Source organism: Flavobacterium ginsengiterrae (assembly GCF_039539785.1).
Lineage (GTDB): Bacteria > Bacteroidota > Bacteroidia > Flavobacteriales > Flavobacteriaceae > Flavobacterium > Flavobacterium ginsengiterrae.
On record NZ_BAABDU010000007.1, the window covers coordinates 152781 to 169317 of the forward strand.

Annotated in this window: 16 protein-coding genes; all 16 read left to right on the forward strand. The window is 27.9% G+C overall.

Annotated elements, in window-relative coordinates; translation table 11 throughout:
• Nucleotides 1-6 precede the first annotated feature (6 nt).
• The 16 genes from ABD859_RS20030 to ABD859_RS20105 are packed head-to-tail and all read left to right on the forward strand — an operon-like array spanning nt 7 to nt 16533.
• Nucleotides 7-894, forward strand: coding sequence for a glycosyltransferase family 2 protein (locus ABD859_RS20030; protein WP_345146420.1), 888 nt, complete (start codon nt 7-9; stop codon nt 892-894).
• Nucleotides 895-898: 4 nt separating this feature from the next.
• Nucleotides 899-1972, forward strand: coding sequence for a glycosyltransferase (locus ABD859_RS20035; RefSeq protein ID WP_345146421.1), 1074 nt, complete (start codon nt 899-901; stop codon nt 1970-1972).
• Between the two features lie 7 nt (nt 1973-1979).
• On the forward strand, nt 1980-2936 hold the full coding sequence (locus tag ABD859_RS20040; RefSeq protein WP_345146423.1) for a glycosyltransferase family 2 protein: 957 nt from the start codon (nt 1980-1982) through the stop codon (nt 2934-2936).
• A 58-nt stretch (nt 2937-2994) separates the two neighbouring features.
• Entirely contained in the window at nt 2995-3894 is a 900-nt protein-coding gene (locus ABD859_RS20045; protein WP_345146424.1) for an alpha-1,2-fucosyltransferase, read from the forward strand.
• Between the two features lie 5 nt (nt 3895-3899).
• Nucleotides 3900-5036: a glycosyltransferase gene (locus ABD859_RS20050; protein WP_345146425.1), complete on the forward strand. Its 1137-nt coding sequence runs from the start codon at nt 3900-3902 to the stop codon at nt 5034-5036.
• Between the two features lie 2 nt (nt 5037-5038).
• Nucleotides 5039-6052, forward strand: a complete 1014-nt coding sequence (locus ABD859_RS20055; RefSeq protein ID WP_345146426.1) for a glycosyltransferase — start codon at nt 5039-5041, stop codon at nt 6050-6052.
• 24 nt (nt 6053-6076) lie between these two features.
• Nucleotides 6077-7153, forward strand: a complete 1077-nt coding sequence (locus tag ABD859_RS20060) for a glycosyltransferase family 2 protein (RefSeq protein ID WP_345146427.1) — start codon at nt 6077-6079, stop codon at nt 7151-7153.
• 32 nt (nt 7154-7185) lie between these two features.
• Nucleotides 7186-8274, forward strand: coding sequence for a glycosyltransferase family 4 protein (locus tag ABD859_RS20065; protein ID WP_345146428.1), 1089 nt, complete (start codon nt 7186-7188; stop codon nt 8272-8274).
• A gap of 2 nt (nt 8275-8276) precedes the next feature.
• Nucleotides 8277-8948 (forward strand): acylneuraminate cytidylyltransferase family protein, encoded by a 672-nt coding sequence (locus tag ABD859_RS20070; RefSeq protein WP_345146429.1) that lies wholly within the window; start codon nt 8277-8279, stop codon nt 8946-8948.
• Nucleotides 8949-8959: 11 nt separating this feature from the next.
• A complete protein-coding gene (locus ABD859_RS20075) occupies nt 8960-10000 on the forward strand; it encodes an N-acetylneuraminate synthase family protein (RefSeq protein ID WP_345146431.1) in 1041 nt (346 codons plus the stop codon).
• The gene (gene neuC, locus ABD859_RS20080) at nt 9993-11126 is read left to right on the forward strand and encodes a UDP-N-acetylglucosamine 2-epimerase (protein ID WP_345146433.1); all 1134 of its coding nucleotides are present in this window, start codon (nt 9993-9995) and stop codon (nt 11124-11126) included. The genes ABD859_RS20075 and neuC overlap by 8 nt, the downstream gene beginning before the upstream one ends.
• Before the next feature lies 1 nt (nt 11127).
• Nucleotides 11128-12117, forward strand: a complete 990-nt coding sequence (locus ABD859_RS20085) for a glycosyltransferase family 10 domain-containing protein (protein ID WP_345146434.1) — start codon at nt 11128-11130, stop codon at nt 12115-12117.
• Nucleotides 12107-13504, forward strand: a complete 1398-nt coding sequence (locus ABD859_RS20090; protein ID WP_345146436.1) for a glycosyltransferase family protein — start codon at nt 12107-12109, stop codon at nt 13502-13504. Before ABD859_RS20085 ends, ABD859_RS20090 begins: the two co-directional genes overlap by 11 nt.
• Complete coding sequence (locus ABD859_RS20095) at nt 13501-14139, forward strand: CatB-related O-acetyltransferase (protein ID WP_345146438.1); 639 nt, start codon at nt 13501-13503, stop codon at nt 14137-14139. The genes ABD859_RS20090 and ABD859_RS20095 overlap by 4 nt, the downstream gene beginning before the upstream one ends.
• 49 nt (nt 14140-14188) lie before the next feature.
• Nucleotides 14189-15622 carry an MBOAT family O-acyltransferase gene (locus ABD859_RS20100; protein WP_345146440.1) on the forward strand — a complete coding sequence of 478 codons (1434 nt, stop codon included), beginning with the start codon at nt 14189-14191 and terminating at the stop codon, nt 15620-15622.
• The gene (locus ABD859_RS20105; protein ID WP_345146441.1) at nt 15622-16533 is read left to right on the forward strand and encodes a hypothetical protein; all 912 of its coding nucleotides are present in this window, start codon (nt 15622-15624) and stop codon (nt 16531-16533) included. Before ABD859_RS20100 ends, ABD859_RS20105 begins: the two co-directional genes overlap by 1 nt.
• Nucleotides 16534-16537: the final 4 nt, after the last annotated feature.

Here is a 16537-nt window from a genome sequence, read left to right on the forward strand (position 1 = left end):
ATCTGCATGATTACATATAATCATGAAAATTTTATAGAAGAAGCAATTAATAGTGTTCTGATGCAAGAATGCAATTTTGAAATTGAATTAATTATTGTAAACGATTGTTCTCCAGATAAAACCGATGATGTCATTAAAATAATTTTGGAAAATAATACAAAAGCTTCTAAAATTAAGTACTTCAAACAGCAAAAAAATGTAGGCGTAATGTCAAATTTTGCTTTTGCGTTAAAAAAATGCAGCGGGAAATATATCGCTATATGTGAAGGGGATGACTATTGGACAGATCCCTTAAAATTGACAAAACAATTTAATTTTCTGGAGAATAATCCAAAATATATTATACACAGTAGTAATGCTATTCAGTTATCTGATAATTTTGATTTGAATTATAAACCTGTGCTAAAAGATATTACAGATAAAACATTTATTTTAGATGATTTTTTAATTGCAAATAATATAATTACATGTACCGTAATGTTTAGAAACGATAAAATCGAATTTCCTTCAGATTTTTATAAAGTAACTTTTGGAGATTGGATGTTATATGTTATTTTATTGTTTACTTCAAATAAAAAAGCTTACAGAACAACAGAATGTCTTTCTGTTTACAGAATTCATAACGGTGGAGTCATGAGCAATTTGAATGATTTAAAATATTTTAAAAGCCATATAAACCAAATTTTAATAATAAAAAAATACTTGAATATAAAACGGTTTAGCAATAGTGCAATTGAAATTTTAAACCAATATAGTCTAGAAAGTTTTAGAATTGAAATAAACAAAAGAATGTACAAAGAAGCCCTTAGAACATTATTTGGAAATTTATATTGCAGTAAATTTAAAATACCTTTTAAGAAATATGCACAATCAGTAAAGAACTATTATTTATAATTTAATGTTAACAATAATATATCCATATAGAAATAGAGAATTAGAAAGAATAAAAAACTCTTTAAATTCTTTATTGTCTCAATCAAATATGGATTTTGAAGTAATTTTTGTAGATTATGGATCTCAATTGGAAATTTCCAAAGAAGTAAAAGAGTTACTTTCAGAATATAAGTTTGTTGAATATGTTTATTCATATAATATATACCAGCCATGGTCTCGTTCTAAAGCCATAAATATTGGATTACAATTTACCAAAACTGAATATGTTTTTATAGCTGATATAGATATTTTTTTTCATCCCAATTTTATCGATAAACTTTATAGTTTAAAACAAGAGAATACTAATTACTATTTTCAAGTAGGTTATTTAAATAAGCAGGAAAGTCTGTTAAAAAAGGAATTTAACGATTATAAAATCGAATCAAAAAGTATCGCAGAAGGTAAAGGGTTGTCTTTTTTTAAATTAAACTCTCTTTTATCAATAAATGGATTTGATGAGTTTTTTCATTTTTGGGGAGCAGAAGATCAAGACATACATCAAAGATTGCAAAACAATGGTAATAAAGAAATTTTTTATAATAAAGAAATTTTATTATTACACCAGTGGCACCCAACTTTTGAATCCTTACAAAAGAATAAGTTAACAGTAGAACCGCTAATAGAAGATGCATTTAATTTAAATAAGCAAAAGTTAAGATTTAATCGAGAAAATAATTTGATTATAGCAAATATAGATTGCTGGGGACTTTTATTTACAAGAGAAGCATTTGATATGTTGGAATCTGAAGATGGCTTTGTAGAAATTATTAATAAAAAAAACAATGTAGATTATTTTTTAAATGTAGTTTTGTCGAATTTTACAGATAAAATTAAAGTACGTTTTATTACAGATGCATACCAAAAATCATTAAAGTATAAAATAAAAAAAAGGCTGAAAATAGAGAAGAATGAATATTATTCTTTAAAATATATTAACGATACTATTTTATTAAATATCATCTTGCATCATAAGAGTCTGCCTTATATTTTTAAAGTTAATTCAGATTTTGAAAGCCTTGATTTTATAATGTCAAAATAAATTATAAATGAATCCCTTAATTTCTATAATTATACCTACTTATAATCGTGCGTATATAATTGAAGAAACGTTAAGTAGTATTGGTAGGCAAACATATACTAATTGGGAATGTATAATTGTAGATGATGGATCTACAGATAATACAGAAGAATTATTATTAAATCACATTCAAAAAGATAATCGTTTCAAGTATTTCAAGCGTTCGGAAAATTATATTAAAGGACCAAATAGTTGTAGAAATTTAGGTTATAAATTCTCTCAAGGAGAATATATAAAATGGTTTGACAGTGATGATATAATGTCAGATTTCTGTTTACAGCAAGAACTTAATCATTTTAAAAATGATACTCAAGTAGTGATTTCACCTTTATTGCTTTATGATTTTACAAATAATAAAGTGATAAAAGAAAGTAATGTTTTCTCAGAAAATCTAATTTACGATTATTTTATTGGTAAGATTTCTTTGTATGTTTCTGGTCCAATATGGAAAAATAGTTTTTTGAAAAATCAGCAATATCTTTTTGATGAAAAAGTTTCAAATGTTGACGACTGGGATTTTAACATGAGAATGTTATATGAAAAACCAGTAATAGTTTTTAATGAGAAGCCTGGTGTTTTGTATAGAGTACATGAAAATTCATTATCACAAGAAATAGTTAAAGGTAATCTTCAGGAGATTCTATCTATTTTTAATGCTTTACAAAAACATTTAAGCCTAATTAAATCTAATAAAATAACAACATATAAACCATTACTTAATTATACTTTAAATTACTACAAAGAGAGAATTTATTTTTCTTTAGTTCAAAAACAAAAATATTCATTTTTGTTATACAAAAAAGCAGTTAAACTGCACTTTTTTGAATTGTATGATTTTACGGGATTTCTAAAACTGACTTTAGGATATTTAATGTATACGTTTTTTTCTAAAGGATATAAATTCTTTAGAACAAAAAATATCTAAGAAAAATATTCTATAGTTGTAAAAAGTTAAGTTTATAATCATAAAATAAAAATCATTTATGCTTACATTCAATAGTTTAGGGCGAAAAGGGAATTTAGGAAATCAGTTGTTTCAAATTTCCTCTACGATTGGACTAGCAAAAAAACATAATAAAGAGGTTACTTTCCCTAAATGGCAATACAAAGATTACTTCGAAGGTGAATTTGAAGTATTAGACTCAAATATTAAGTTAATTCAAATAGTTGAAAAAAGCTACGAATATCATGAATGGATTATTGGGAATGAAAACTATGATATTAATGGAGCGCTACAGTCGGAAAAATATTTTAATATAGAAGAAACTAAAAAAGCATTTACTTTTAAAACATCATTTTTAAAACCTATTATTTCGAAATATAACTATTTATTTTCCAAACCACATGTTATAATAAGTGTAAGAAGAGGTGATTTTGTACATCATCCTGATTATTATCAATTACCATATCAATATTATATTTTAGCATTAAGAGAATATTTTCCTGATTGGAAAGATCGAAATTTAATATTTATGAGTGATAATATAGAGTATTGTAAAAATCATTTTGGATTTCTTAAAAATGCTTTTTTTTTAGAGAATCTTTCTGCAATAGAACAGTTAGCAATTGGTTCTCTGGGACAAGATTTTATTATCAGCAATTCCACATTTTCTTGGTGGGCAGCATGGTTGGCTGAAAAACAAAATAGTAAAATTATCCGGCCATTAAAAAATTTTAGAGGCTCATTTGCAAAAGAAAATAATGATAAAGATTATTTTCCTGATAGATGGATAAAATTTGATTATAAAAAGAAAAATCTCCGAATACAAGATACAACACTAATATTAAAAGGTGAAGTAGGAAAATTTTACGATCTTCTACAATATGGTAAGGCCTATCTTAATTTAAATTTTAAAAAAGCATTAAAAAAAGTATTTAAGTAAAACTTATGAAAATTCTTTTTGTTTCAATGTCCTCTATTCATGTACTTCGTTGGATTGAAAATCTCAAAAATACAGATCATGAATTGTATTGGTTTGATGTTCTAGGCCGTGGGTCTTTAGATACAGAAATTGATGTAAAACAATTTATTTCATGGAAAAAAAGAAAATTGCCACAAATAAAAGGGGAGTTTTTTTTATACAAAAAAATGCCGAAGGTGTATAATTTTTTATTGCCATATATAGAAAAGACAGCAAACGAAGTACTAGAAGAAATAGTAAAAGAAATAAAACCTGATATAATTCATAGTTTTGAAATGCAGTCATGCACATATCCTATTATAAAAGCAATGAATAAATACTCCAAAATTCCTTGGATTTATTCATGCTGGGGTAATGATTTATTTTATTATCAAAAATATTCTTCTCATGTAAATCAAATAAAAAAAGCATTAAGGCGAATCGATTTTATACATACAGATTGTCAAAGAGATTATTTCCTGGCTAAAACTCTTGGCTTTAATGGGAAAAATTTAGGGGTAATTCCAGGTGGTACAGGTTATAATATAAAGGAATTAAAAGACTTTAGAATACCGATCGAAAAAAGAAAAATTATATTAGTAAAAGGGTATCAAAATATTTTTGGAAGAGGATTAAATGTTGTAAAAGCACTAGAAAAAATCCAAGAACAATTAAAAGATTTCGAAGTAGTTGTTTTTGGGTCACATAAACCTGTAATAGATTACATTGCAGAAAAAAAACTCCCTTTCAAGATTTATCATAGGCATGATTTAAAGCATGATGAATTATTGCATTTAATGGGTAAATCATTAATTTATATAGGTAATAATATTTCTGATGGAATGGCAAATACGCTTTTAGAAGCAATTGTAATGGGGGCTTTTCCAATCCAATCTGATCCCGGAGGTGTAAGCGCAGAAATAATTGAGCATAACAAAAATGGTTTTTTAATTGAAAACCCAGAAGACATAGAATTAATTAAAAATGTAGCTCTTAATGCGGTAAATAATTTCAAATTATTAAAAACAGCGCAAGAATTGAATTTTAAAATCGCTTCTTCAAGGCTTGATTATGATTTTAATAAAAAGAAAGTTCTTCAGCTATACAAGGAAATTTTTCAATAAAAATGAGAGTAGGCTTTAATCCACAAAAAGATCAAAAACAAATAAACTCTGAATATTTTCATCAGATAATAATTCCTGTTTATATCCCTAATCAAGAAGGATATTTTAAGGATGCTTTTATCATTTTAAAATATTCTTTGGAGTCACTTTTCAAGACTTGTCATAATAAAACATATATAACAATTGTTAATAATGGAAGCTGCGCAGAGGTTGCATGTTATTTGCAAGAGCTTTTCGTTGGAAATAAAATCCATGAACTTATACATTCTACGAATATAGGATATATTAACGCAATGCTGAAGGGAGTATGCGGTCAAAACTTTCCATTGATAACTACAGCAGATGCCGATGTTTTATTTTTAGAGGGATGGCAAAAAAATACTTATAATGTATTTGAAGCCTTTCCTAAAGCAGGTGCAGTATGTCCAACTCCGTCTTCCCGTTCGTATAAAACTCATACATCCAATATATTTTGGGATATGATATTTTCAAAAAAAATGCAATTTTCCACTGTAAAAAACCCAGCCGCTTTAAAAGCTTTTGGACATAGTGTAGGCAATCCAAATTTTTATAATAAGTACCAGCTTTCAAAATATTTGACTTTAACTAATAATGACCTTAAAGCAGTCGTAGGTGCTGGTCATTTTGTAGTTACTTACAGAGCGATAATCTTTAATGAATTGTCTAAACATACACCTTATGTTTTAGGTGGCGGGAGTGATGATATGTTTGATTTGCCTGTTATAAAAAAAGACTTTTGGCGATTATCTACAGAAGATAATTATACTTATCATATGGGAAATGTTTATGAAGATTGGATTGATAAAATATTTCAAGAAATAAAAAAAAATAATCCAGAAAAAATACACATACCTACGTTTACATTTTATGGTAATAAAAAATGGCTTTATATATTAAAAAGTAAAATATTTACTAAGTTTATTTTTCAAAAGTTCATCTTAAAACTATTTTTAAAGTCCAGAGGATTAAGTAAAGAAGCAATAACACAGTACTAACATCATGCATAAGGAATGAATTAAATGATTACAATAATTTTTCCATACAGAGACAGGGAACCTTGGCGTGTAAAAAAGTCATTAGATTCTTTAGTAACTCAGAGTAATAAAGATTTTAAAGTATTGTTTGTCGATTATGGATCGAGTATACAAACGTATACGATCATACAAAAACTAATTTCAGAATATTCTTTTGTATCATATTTCTACAATTTTTCACAACTGCAACCATGGTCTAGAGCAAAGGCAATAAATATAGGTTTAAAAAATGTAACCAGCGAGTACGTTTTTACAGCTGATATTGACATGATTTTCAGAACAGATTTCATAGAAAAATTAAATGAAATAAAAAGTCCTTCTAAAATATATTATTTTAAGGTGGGATTTTTAACAAAATCTGAAACACAAAAAGATATAAAGTTTGAAGATTATATAATTAATTCCAGTAGTAAAGAAGGCGCACAAGGATTATCTTTGTTTGCACTTAAAGAAGTAGAAGCAATAAATGGGTACGATGAGTTTTTACACTTTTGGGGATCAGAAGATATAGATATTCACAATAGACTGGAAAGAAATCAACTAAAAAGTATATTTTATAATAAAGAAATTCTTTTGCTTCATCAATGGCATAAAAGCTATAGGAAAGAAGAAAGAAAAAAACTTACAACAGATTTACAGCTTTCAAATGTTGTAAAACTAAATCAACAGCATTTGATACAAAATGATCGAAATGCAATAAAAAAAACGAATCATAAAAGTTGGGGTAAAAGTATTTCTTTTGCGGAGTTTGAAGAATTAAAAAACTACAATGTCGAAACTGTATTAATTAATAAACAGGAGATAATAACTCATTTTTTATTTTGTGAATTACCAAATGTTATAGATCAGATAATCGTGGTGAAAATTATAGAAGATTCTTTTCAAGACAGTTTAAAATATAAGGTAAAGAAATTAGTAGGTAAAAAAGTACCTAAATATTATTCTCTTAAAGAAGTTAATGATATGTTTTTATTACATATTATAACTTTTTATCATACTGAGCCTTATTGTTATTCAGTAAGTCAGGATTTAAAAAGTATTACATTTAGAATTAAAAAATAATTCGGTTATTATTTTACAGAAACAATAGCAAAATGACAAAAGTAATTTTGATTTCCCAACTCTCATTACCATATCCAAAAATAGGAAGCTGGACCACATTATATCATAATTATTTAAACAGCAGTCATGCTGTAAATTATATTATTTGTCCCCAACCTGAAACATTATATCCTAATGTTGAATATAAAACTATTTCTAATAGTCTATATTTTAAAATCCAGAGGAGATATTTTAAGAAGAGATATTTAAATTATTTTCAATCACTGGAAAAGATTATCAATACTGATGAAAAATTTATTATCCAAATCGTCGATAATTTTGGGATTGTAAAACCATTATTAGAGTTTTTAGAAAAGAAAGGAAAAAGAAACAAATGTTATGTTCAGTTTTTTTATCACGGATTTCCACCTTTTCACGAGAATTTTCATGGAAGATGGTTCTACGAATCAATAGATGAAATGATTTTATTAACAAATGATTCGTATTTAGCTCATAAAAACTACTATACTGTTTTACCAACACGCTTTTCAGTTCTGCATAACGGAATTGATACCAACAAATTTTATGCAATTTCTAATATTGAAAAAGAATCTTTAAAAGCCGAAAAAAAACTTTTAAACAAAAAAATCTTTATTTGGTGTTCTCAAGACCGTCCCAAAAAAGGACTTAATATTTTACTAAATGCGTGGAAAAGAGTTTATGAAACTCATCAAGATATAGTATTGTGGGTTATTGGTTGTGAACCAAAAAACGAGATAAAAGGTGTAGAATATTTAGGTATAATACCAAACGATGAACTGCCCAAATATTATCAAATGTCAGATTGTTATTTATTTACTACTTTATGTCATGAAGGATTTGGCTTAAGTTTAATTGAAGCTTTACATTGCGGTAATCATTGTATTGCATCTTCAATAGGTGGTGTTTCTGAAGTTTTACAATATGGGAAATTAGGGAAATTAATAGATAAACCACATTTTGAAGAGGAATGGACAAATGCAATGTTAGAGTTTTTAGATAATAGTTATACTTTTGCTAATGTACCAAGCGATTTATACAGCTCTCAAAGTTGGAATTACGGAATGAATAAAATTATATCTGACGCAAAAAGACGATTATAGTAATGAAAACTATTGCCATAATTCCAGCTAGAGGAGGTTCAAAAAGACTGCCTAAAAAAAACATAAAACTACTTAACGGAATACCATTAATCGCACATTCTATATTATATGCGAAGGCTAATTCTTCTATAATAGATGAAGTATATGTTTCTACAGATGATCAAGAGATAAAAGATACAGCTTTAAAATATGGAGCAAAAGTTATAAATAGACCAGCCAGAATTTCAGGAGATTTAGAACCTACAGTTTCGGCATTAAGAAATGTTCTAGAACAAATAAACAATGAGATCGAAAATGTAATTTTATTACAGCCTACAAACCCTTTACGACCGGTTGATTTATTAAAAGAAGCTTTTGAAATTTATACAACTAAAAATCTTGATAGTTTGTTTACTGTATCAAAAAATCATTCTAAGCTGGGTAAAATAGAAAATAATAAATTTATTCCTTCAAATTATAAAATTGGTCAGAGAAGTCAAGATTTAGAACCATTATATTATGAAAATGGGCTTCTTTATATAAGTAAAACAAAATTAATTTTTGAAGATAAAATTTTATCTGAAAATGCTTTTCCTCTAAAAATGAATCATATTTTTGCCACAGTTGATATAGATGATCAAAATGATTTTGATTACGCTGATTATCTTTTTTCTAAAAAACAAAATACATTTTAAGATATCATAATATGAATCCATATATCGAGATTGCCGGTCGAAAAATTGGTCAAGATTTTCCCCCTTTAGTCATTGCAGAAATCGGAATCAATCATGAAGGTTCTTTATTAGTTGCTAAAGAAATGGTAGATGCTGCCCATCGTGCGGGAGTTGAGGTTGTAAAACATCAAACTCATATTGTTGAAGATGAAATGAGCGGTGCAGCAAAAAAAGTAATTCCTGGTAATGCAGATGTTTCTATTTATGAAATCATGCAACGCTGTTCTTTAAACGAAGCCGATGAACTAGAGCTTAAAGAATATGTCGAAAGTAAAGGCATGATTTTTATATCGACCCCATTTTCACGTGCAGCAGCTAATAGATTAAAGAAGTTTGATATTCCTGCTTACAAAATTGGGTCTGGGGAATGTAATAATTATCCTCTTTTAGAACATATTGCTTCTTTTAGAAAGCCTGTAATTCTCAGTACAGGAATGAATACTATAGAAAGTGTTAAAAAAGCTGTTGATGTTTTTGACAAATATAATATACCTGTTGCCCTTTTGCATACCACAAACTTATACCCAACACCTATTCATTTGGTACGTTATGGAGCAATGCTGGAATTGAATGAGGCTTTTCCAGATAAAGTTTTTGGTTTAAGTGATCATACTTTAAATAATAATGCCTGTTTAGGAGCTGTTGCTTTGGGAGGCAGTATTTTAGAAAGACATTTTACAGATCACATGCAGCGTACCGGTCCAGATATCGTTTGCAGTATGGATGAAAAAGCTTGTCAGGAATTAATTATCTCTTCTTTAGAAATTGCACAAATGCGCGGCGGAACAAAAAAGCCAGCTCAAGAAGAACAGGTTACAATAGATTTTGCTTTTGCTACTGTATGTTCAATTAAGAATATAAAAAAAGGAGAAATACTTACAAAAGAAAATATATGGGTAAAACGACCTGGAACAGGAAAAATCCTTGCCGAAAATTTTAATAATATTTTAGGAAAAACAGCATTGAGAAATATTGATAATGACGAACAATTAGATTTTTCAGATTTTGGATAAATCGAAAAAAAAGATTCTCTTTTTAACAGGAACCCGAGCAGATTTTGGAAAAATAAAATCTTTAATTCAAACTCTTGAAGCACAAAATGATTTTGAAGCTTTTGTTTTTGTTACAGGAATGCATTTGCAGGAATTGTACGGTTATACTCTAATAGAAATTCAACGTTGTAAATTTAGGAACGTTTTTACTTTTGAGAACCATACTCACGAAACGACCATGGATCTTACACTTGCTAAAACAATTGAAGGATTGTCTAATTATTGTAAAGTTATTAATCCTGATATGATTGTTGTGCATGGTGATCGTGTAGAAACACTTGCAGGTGCAATTGTAGGTTCTTTAAATAATATATTGGTTGCTCATATTGAAGGAGGAGAAATTTCGGGAACTGTAGATGAATTAATCCGTCATAGTGTTAGTAAATTAAGTCATATTCATTTTGTTTCTAATCATGAAGCAAAAGGAAGACTTATACAAATGGGGGAAATTGAAGAGTCAATTTTTACAATAGGTTCTCCAGATATTGATATTATGTTTTCGGATCGATTGCCAGATTTAATAAAAGTTAAAGAATATTACAAAATAGATTTTCAAGAGTTTGCAATTGTAATGTTTCATCCGGTAACTACAGAAATAAAAGAAATGAACCAATATGCATTAAATTTTGTAAATGCTTTGTTGGAAGATCACAATAATTATATCGTTATTTTTCCCAATAACGATTTGGGTAGTCAGTTTATAATTGATGCTTATGAAAAACTAAAATCGAATTCGAGATTTAGAATTTTTCCATCGCTTCGGTTTGAATATTTTTTGACCTTATTAAAAAACAGCAAATTTATTATTGGTAACAGCAGTGCTGGTATTCGAGAAGCTCCTTATTATGGAATTCCAATTGTAAATATTGGTACAAGGCAAAAAAATAGAGCAATACATGCCGATATTATAAATTCTGATTATTCTGAAAAAGAAATAAAAAAGGCACTTGAACTAGTATTATCTCATAAAGTAACAATGTCTAAAGAAGATTTTGGACAAGGAAATAGTAACACCTTATTTTTCGAATGCCTTCAGAAACAAGATGTATGGGAGCTGAATCATCAAAAACAGTTTAAAGATATTTAATATGATAGTAAAAATAGAACGTTATTTTAATTATCCAGATATTAAAAGGCAAACTCCAAATTTTACTTTCCAATGGGGAGATTTTATATTTACAGAAGAAGATGTAGATGAATGTGATTACCTTATAATTTTAGATCATCCTAAAAAAGATTTTTGTATAAAAGTCAATAAAAATAATATTATTCATATTTGTCTTGAACCACCAAATGAAGTTTCTAAATATAGACAATATGCTAATAAAAATGTAAAATTGATTTTTAATCAGTTAGATATTAACAAGAACAATATACTGTCTCATGGTGCATTACCGTGGCATATTGGTAAGGATTATGATTTTCTTAATCAATTAAAACCTGAAAATCTTCAAAAGGAAAATAATATTGTATGGATAACTAGTGACCAGAGATCTTCTAAAGGACATGAAAAAAGAATGAATTTCTTAAACAATATTAAAGAAATGCCTTTTATCAATTTGTATGGAAGAGGAATTAATCCAATTGATGATAAATGGGATGTACTAAGTAGATCTAAGTATGCAATTGCTTACGAAAATTTTCAGAGTGATTATTATTGGACTGAAAAAATTACAGATTGTTTTTTAAGCTACACAATGCCTTTGTATTTTGGTTGTGACAGAATCGATAATTTTTTTCCAAAAAAATCTTTCATTCAAATTGACCCCAGTGATAAACACATAAAATTATTTCTAAAAGAAATTACAGAGTCAAATAAATGGGAAGAAAATCTTGAAGAAATATCAAAAGCGAGAGAACTGATTCTAAATAAATATCAACTTTTTCCATTTATTAGTAATTATGTTAAGGCAATTGAATCAGTAAATGGTCTATCAGATTTTCAATCAAAGGAATTAATTAGTTTTAAAGGCGGGAATGCTTATTTTGATAACTTTCCATTTAAAATAAAAGTAGAAAAACTTACAAGAAAAATAACACATAAGTTAATTGCAAAGAAAATAATAAGTGGAAAATAATAAGAAAGCTTTTATTTTACTGCCGGATGGAGTTGGTTTGCGCAATTTTGCATTTACTAATTTTCATAAAATTGGTATTGAAAATAATTTTGATATTACATTTTGGAATAATACTCCTTTTCAACTGAGTGAATTAGGTTTTAAAGAAATCAAAATTAAAAGAGCAAAAACTCATATTTTGGCTGATGTTTATAAAAATACTAGAAAACATATTGAACTTGATTTAAACATTATAAAAAGTAAAGATCAGGTTTACAATACATATAGATTTCCATTTAGTTATGAAGGTTTAAAAAATAAATTAAAAAGTTATTCTACTCAGATTTTAATTTCTTTTTACAAGTCAGAAAAAGGTTTAAAGCGTATTCGTAAAAAAATTAGAAGCAATGAAAGGAAAACACTTTATTTCAAAGAATGCTTAGAAACACTTCAAAAAGAGAAACCTGAAATTGTATTTTGTACAAACCAGCGGCCAATTCTTGCAGTTGCTCCTATTGAAGCAGCTAAGGAATTAAAAATTCCTACTGCGACATTTATTTTCTCATGGGATAATCTTCCAAAAGCAACAATGGTTATCGAGACTGATTATTATTTTGTGTGGAGCAATCACATGAAGCAAGAATTACTTAATTATTATTCATATATTCAAGAATATCAAATACTTGTTTGTGGTACACCTCAGTTTGAAGGGCATTTTAATACACAAAGCTTAGTTTCTCGTGAATCATTTTTTAGAAAATATGAGTTAGATATAAACAAAAAATATATATGTTACTCAGGTGATGATACAGTTACTTGCCCGGATGATCAGGAGTATTTAAGTGATGTTGCTAAGGCAGTAAAACTACTTAATAATGATGGTTATAATCTAGGGATTTTGTTTAGACGTTGTCCAGTTGATTTTTCGAATCGATATGATAAAGTTTTGGAAGACTATAAAGAAATAATTACTCCAATTGAACCTATATGGAAAAATGTAAATAGAGATTGGGGATCAATACTACCTACTAAGGAAGATATAATTTTGCATGCAAATACTATACAACATACTGAACTGGTAATTAATCTTGGTTCTTCAATGGTTTTTGATTATGCTTGTTTTAAAAAACCATGTGCCTTTATTAATTATGATGTCTTTAATAAAATAAACAAAAAGTGGTCAGTTAAAAAAATCTATAATTATGTTCATTTTAGATCAATGTCAAATAAAGAATCAGTTGTCTGGCTAAACTCTTCTGAAGAAATAAGTCAAAAAATTAGAATCATTTTGTCTAACTCTAAAATCAATGTAGAGAATGCTCAAAAATGGTTTGAAAAAATAAATCAGCATCCGCCTGAATTAGCCTCTCAAAGAATATGGAATGGCATTAAAAAAATAGCAGGATGAAAAAAATTTTACGAAAGATAGCTTGGAAAATATTAGGAAAGCATCATGAGCGATTTCTGTTGGGACAGCGAAAAATTTATCTCGATGATGCAAAAAATGTTTCTATTGGATGTAAAACTTATCATAATGGTGCATTTGTTTGGCAGTGGCACAGTAATTCAGAACTAGAGATCGGTAAATATTGTTCAATTGCAAATGATGTAAATTTTATTCTAGATTCAGGACATCATATGGTTAGCGAAGTGACGACTTTTCCTCTTTTTAATCATTTGGTAAATAAGGATTTTCTAATCAATAATAAGACACAATCCGATTTTAAAAAATCGATTAAAACAGAACCAAGTAAAACGCAAATTGGAAATGATGTTTGGATTGGTATGAATGTGACTATTCTGCCAAATGTAAAAATTGGTGATGGCGTGACGATTTTAGCAGGTGCGGTAATAACAAAAGACGTTCCAGATTATGCAATAGTTGGCGGTGTACCAGGGACAATAATTAAAATGAAATATGATCCAGAAACTATTACTAAGATGAAAAAAATTGCATGGTGGAACTGGAGTGGAGATAAAGTAGAAGAAAATGTTTCAGATTTTTATCTTCCAATAGAAAATTTTATTGCAAAATGGCAGTAATAGCCGTAGTATTCTAATTAATTGCATTTGTAAATTCATATTTCAATTTATGTTTTTTAACTCTTTGGCTTTTGCCATTTTTCTGCCAATCGTTTTCTTTCTTTATTGGTTTGTTTTTAATAAAACAAAAAGCTCTCAAAATGCTTTATTAATAGCTGCGAGTTATTATTTCTATTCTTGTTGGGATTGGCGTTTCCTTTTTTTACTGGTGTTTTCAACTTTTTTAGATTACTATACCGGAATACAGATTGAGAAAGGAAAGTCTGAAAAAAGTAAAAATTTTTGGTTTTGGTTAAGTATTTTAGTCAATTTAGGTTTCTTGGGAATTTTTAAATATTATAACTTTTTTGCAGCTTCTTTTTCAGATTTATTAAATACAGCAGGAATAAAAGCAAGTCCAATTTTGCTTAATGTAATTCTTCCTGTTGGAATTTCATTTTATACTTTTCACGGATTGTCATATGTAATTGATATTTATTATAAAAGAATCAAGGCAGAATACAATTTTATAGACTATTCACTATTTGTAAGTTATTTTCCGTTGCTTGTAGCGGGACCAATTGAGAGAGCTACACATTTACTGCCACAGGTAAAAGTAAAACGAGAGTTTGATTTTCAAAAGGCTAAAGAAGGCGTGTTCCAGATTATTTGGGGATTGGTAAAAAAAGTAGTAATTGCAGATACTTGTGCAACATATGCCAATGCAATTTTTGATCATTACACTACGATGAATTCTCTATCACTTATTTTGGGGGCTGTATATTTTGCATTTCAAATCTATGGTGATTTTTCTGGTTATTCAGATATTGCATTAGGTGTTTCCAAACTATTTGGCTTAGATCTTTTACGGAATTTTAATTACCCATATTTTTCTAGAGATATCGCTGAGTTTTGGAGACGCTGGCATATTTCGCTTTCTTCGTGGTTTCGTGATTATTTATATATTCCGTTAGGAGGAAGCAAGGGAGGAATCTGGATGAAAATTAGAAATACATTTATAATTTTCATTGTCAGTGGATTTTGGCATGGAGCAAACTGGACATATATTGTATGGGGTTTTATTAATGCAGTTTATTTTCTGCCATTACTTTTATCCAACAGTAATCGTAATAATATGGATACAATTCAATTACAGTTTAATTTCAACTCTGTAAAAGTACTTTCGAGTATTTTTTCTACATTTTTACTAACATGCATGGCCTGGGTATTTTTTAGGGCAAAAACCATTACAGATGCAATTTTATATTTAAAACGCATAATTACCAGTAAAGATTTTGGATTTCAATACTTAGACAATGAGCGTTATAGTTATGAACTGTTATTAATGATTGCAGTATTTGTTTTAGTAGAATGGAATAATCGAGATAAAATTGAACCCATTTCAGGAAAAAAAAGCATGTTGAAATTAGCTTTAGCAATTGCAGCAATATTAGCTTTTGGTACTTATTCTGATTATAAAGAATTTATATACTTTCAGTTTTAATGAAAAAGTTTTTACTATACATAACAAAGATATTTATCATTGTAGTCTTAACAGCAGTACTTTTAGACGGACTTTTTACTTTCTCTTTTTTGCATTCTAGAAATAGAGGTAAAATTGAAAATGTTTTTAACTCTGATTCTCAAAAATTTGACGTGGTTATTTTGGGGTCCTCTCGTGCAAATAATCATTTTGTGACACAAATGTTTGAAGATAAAGGTATAAAAGCATTTAACTATGGTATGAGTGGTGGTCATTTGTTTGAAGCAGCTCTTATGTTAAAATTAATGATAGAAAGAAAATATGAAATAAAAAATGTAATTCTTGAAGCCGATTTAAATTTATCTAGTGAAACAGATTCTCACAGTGTTTCTGCCTTGTTTTTACCTTATATACATAACTCAGATATTATAAAAGAACAATTTAAAGAAAAAGAAGGGTTTTCTGAACTTTATTACATACCGTTTTATAGATTTATAAAATACGATAGTAAAATAGGATTTCGAGAAACATTTTTGACAGCAGTAGGAAAAAAAACAAATGCATTAGATAATTTAGGTTATTATCCGTTAGAAAAACACAAAAACGGAAATATGAAAAATAACATTGTTAATTTAAATCCGCTGCCACACAACAAATATTATGAAGAGATAAAAACCCTCTGTAAAGAGAATAATATAAAATTTATTGCAGTAATGACTCCAATGTGTGAAAATGTTATTGGGATGAATTATTTTGATAAAGTAAAAAAAGCATACCCTGAAATTTATAATTATGAAAATGTAGTAGTTGAGAATAAATATTTCTCTTCTTGTGGACACATGACAAATTCTGGAGCAAAGTTGTTTACTGCAAGAATTATACAAGATTTTTTTACTGAAAATAGCAGATCACTAAATAAGTATAAAAAATAATTTT

What these genes read in the sequence shown, in the direction of transcription:
- ABD859_RS20065 (WP_345146428.1), top strand. Translation starts at nt 7,186, where the DNA reads ATGACAAAAGTAATTTTGATTTCCCAACTCTCATTACCATATCCAAAA.
- ABD859_RS20085 (WP_345146434.1), top strand. Translation starts at nt 11,128, where the DNA reads ATGATAGTAAAAATAGAACGTTATTTTAATTATCCAGATATTAAAAGG.
- ABD859_RS20075 (WP_345146431.1), top strand. Translation starts at nt 8,960, where the DNA reads ATGAATCCATATATCGAGATTGCCGGTCGAAAAATTGGTCAAGATTTT.
- ABD859_RS20060 (WP_345146427.1), top strand. Translation starts at nt 6,077, where the DNA reads ATGATTACAATAATTTTTCCATACAGAGACAGGGAACCTTGGCGTGTA.
- ABD859_RS20100 (WP_345146440.1), top strand. Translation starts at nt 14,189, where the DNA reads ATGTTTTTTAACTCTTTGGCTTTTGCCATTTTTCTGCCAATCGTTTTC.
- ABD859_RS20095 (WP_345146438.1), top strand. Translation starts at nt 13,501, where the DNA reads ATGAAAAAAATTTTACGAAAGATAGCTTGGAAAATATTAGGAAAGCAT.
- ABD859_RS20050 (WP_345146425.1), top strand. Translation starts at nt 3,900, where the DNA reads ATGAAAATTCTTTTTGTTTCAATGTCCTCTATTCATGTACTTCGTTGG.
- ABD859_RS20030 (WP_345146420.1), top strand. Translation starts at nt 7, where the DNA reads ATGATTACATATAATCATGAAAATTTTATAGAAGAAGCAATTAATAGT.
- ABD859_RS20045 (WP_345146424.1), top strand. Translation starts at nt 2,995, where the DNA reads ATGCTTACATTCAATAGTTTAGGGCGAAAAGGGAATTTAGGAAATCAG.
- ABD859_RS20105 (WP_345146441.1), top strand. Translation starts at nt 15,622, where the DNA reads ATGAAAAAGTTTTTACTATACATAACAAAGATATTTATCATTGTAGTC.
- ABD859_RS20055 (WP_345146426.1), top strand. Translation starts at nt 5,039, where the DNA reads ATGAGAGTAGGCTTTAATCCACAAAAAGATCAAAAACAAATAAACTCT.
- ABD859_RS20070 (WP_345146429.1), top strand. Translation starts at nt 8,277, where the DNA reads ATGAAAACTATTGCCATAATTCCAGCTAGAGGAGGTTCAAAAAGACTG.
- ABD859_RS20035 (WP_345146421.1), top strand. Translation starts at nt 899, where the DNA reads ATGTTAACAATAATATATCCATATAGAAATAGAGAATTAGAAAGAATA.
- ABD859_RS20040 (WP_345146423.1), top strand. Translation starts at nt 1,980, where the DNA reads ATGAATCCCTTAATTTCTATAATTATACCTACTTATAATCGTGCGTAT.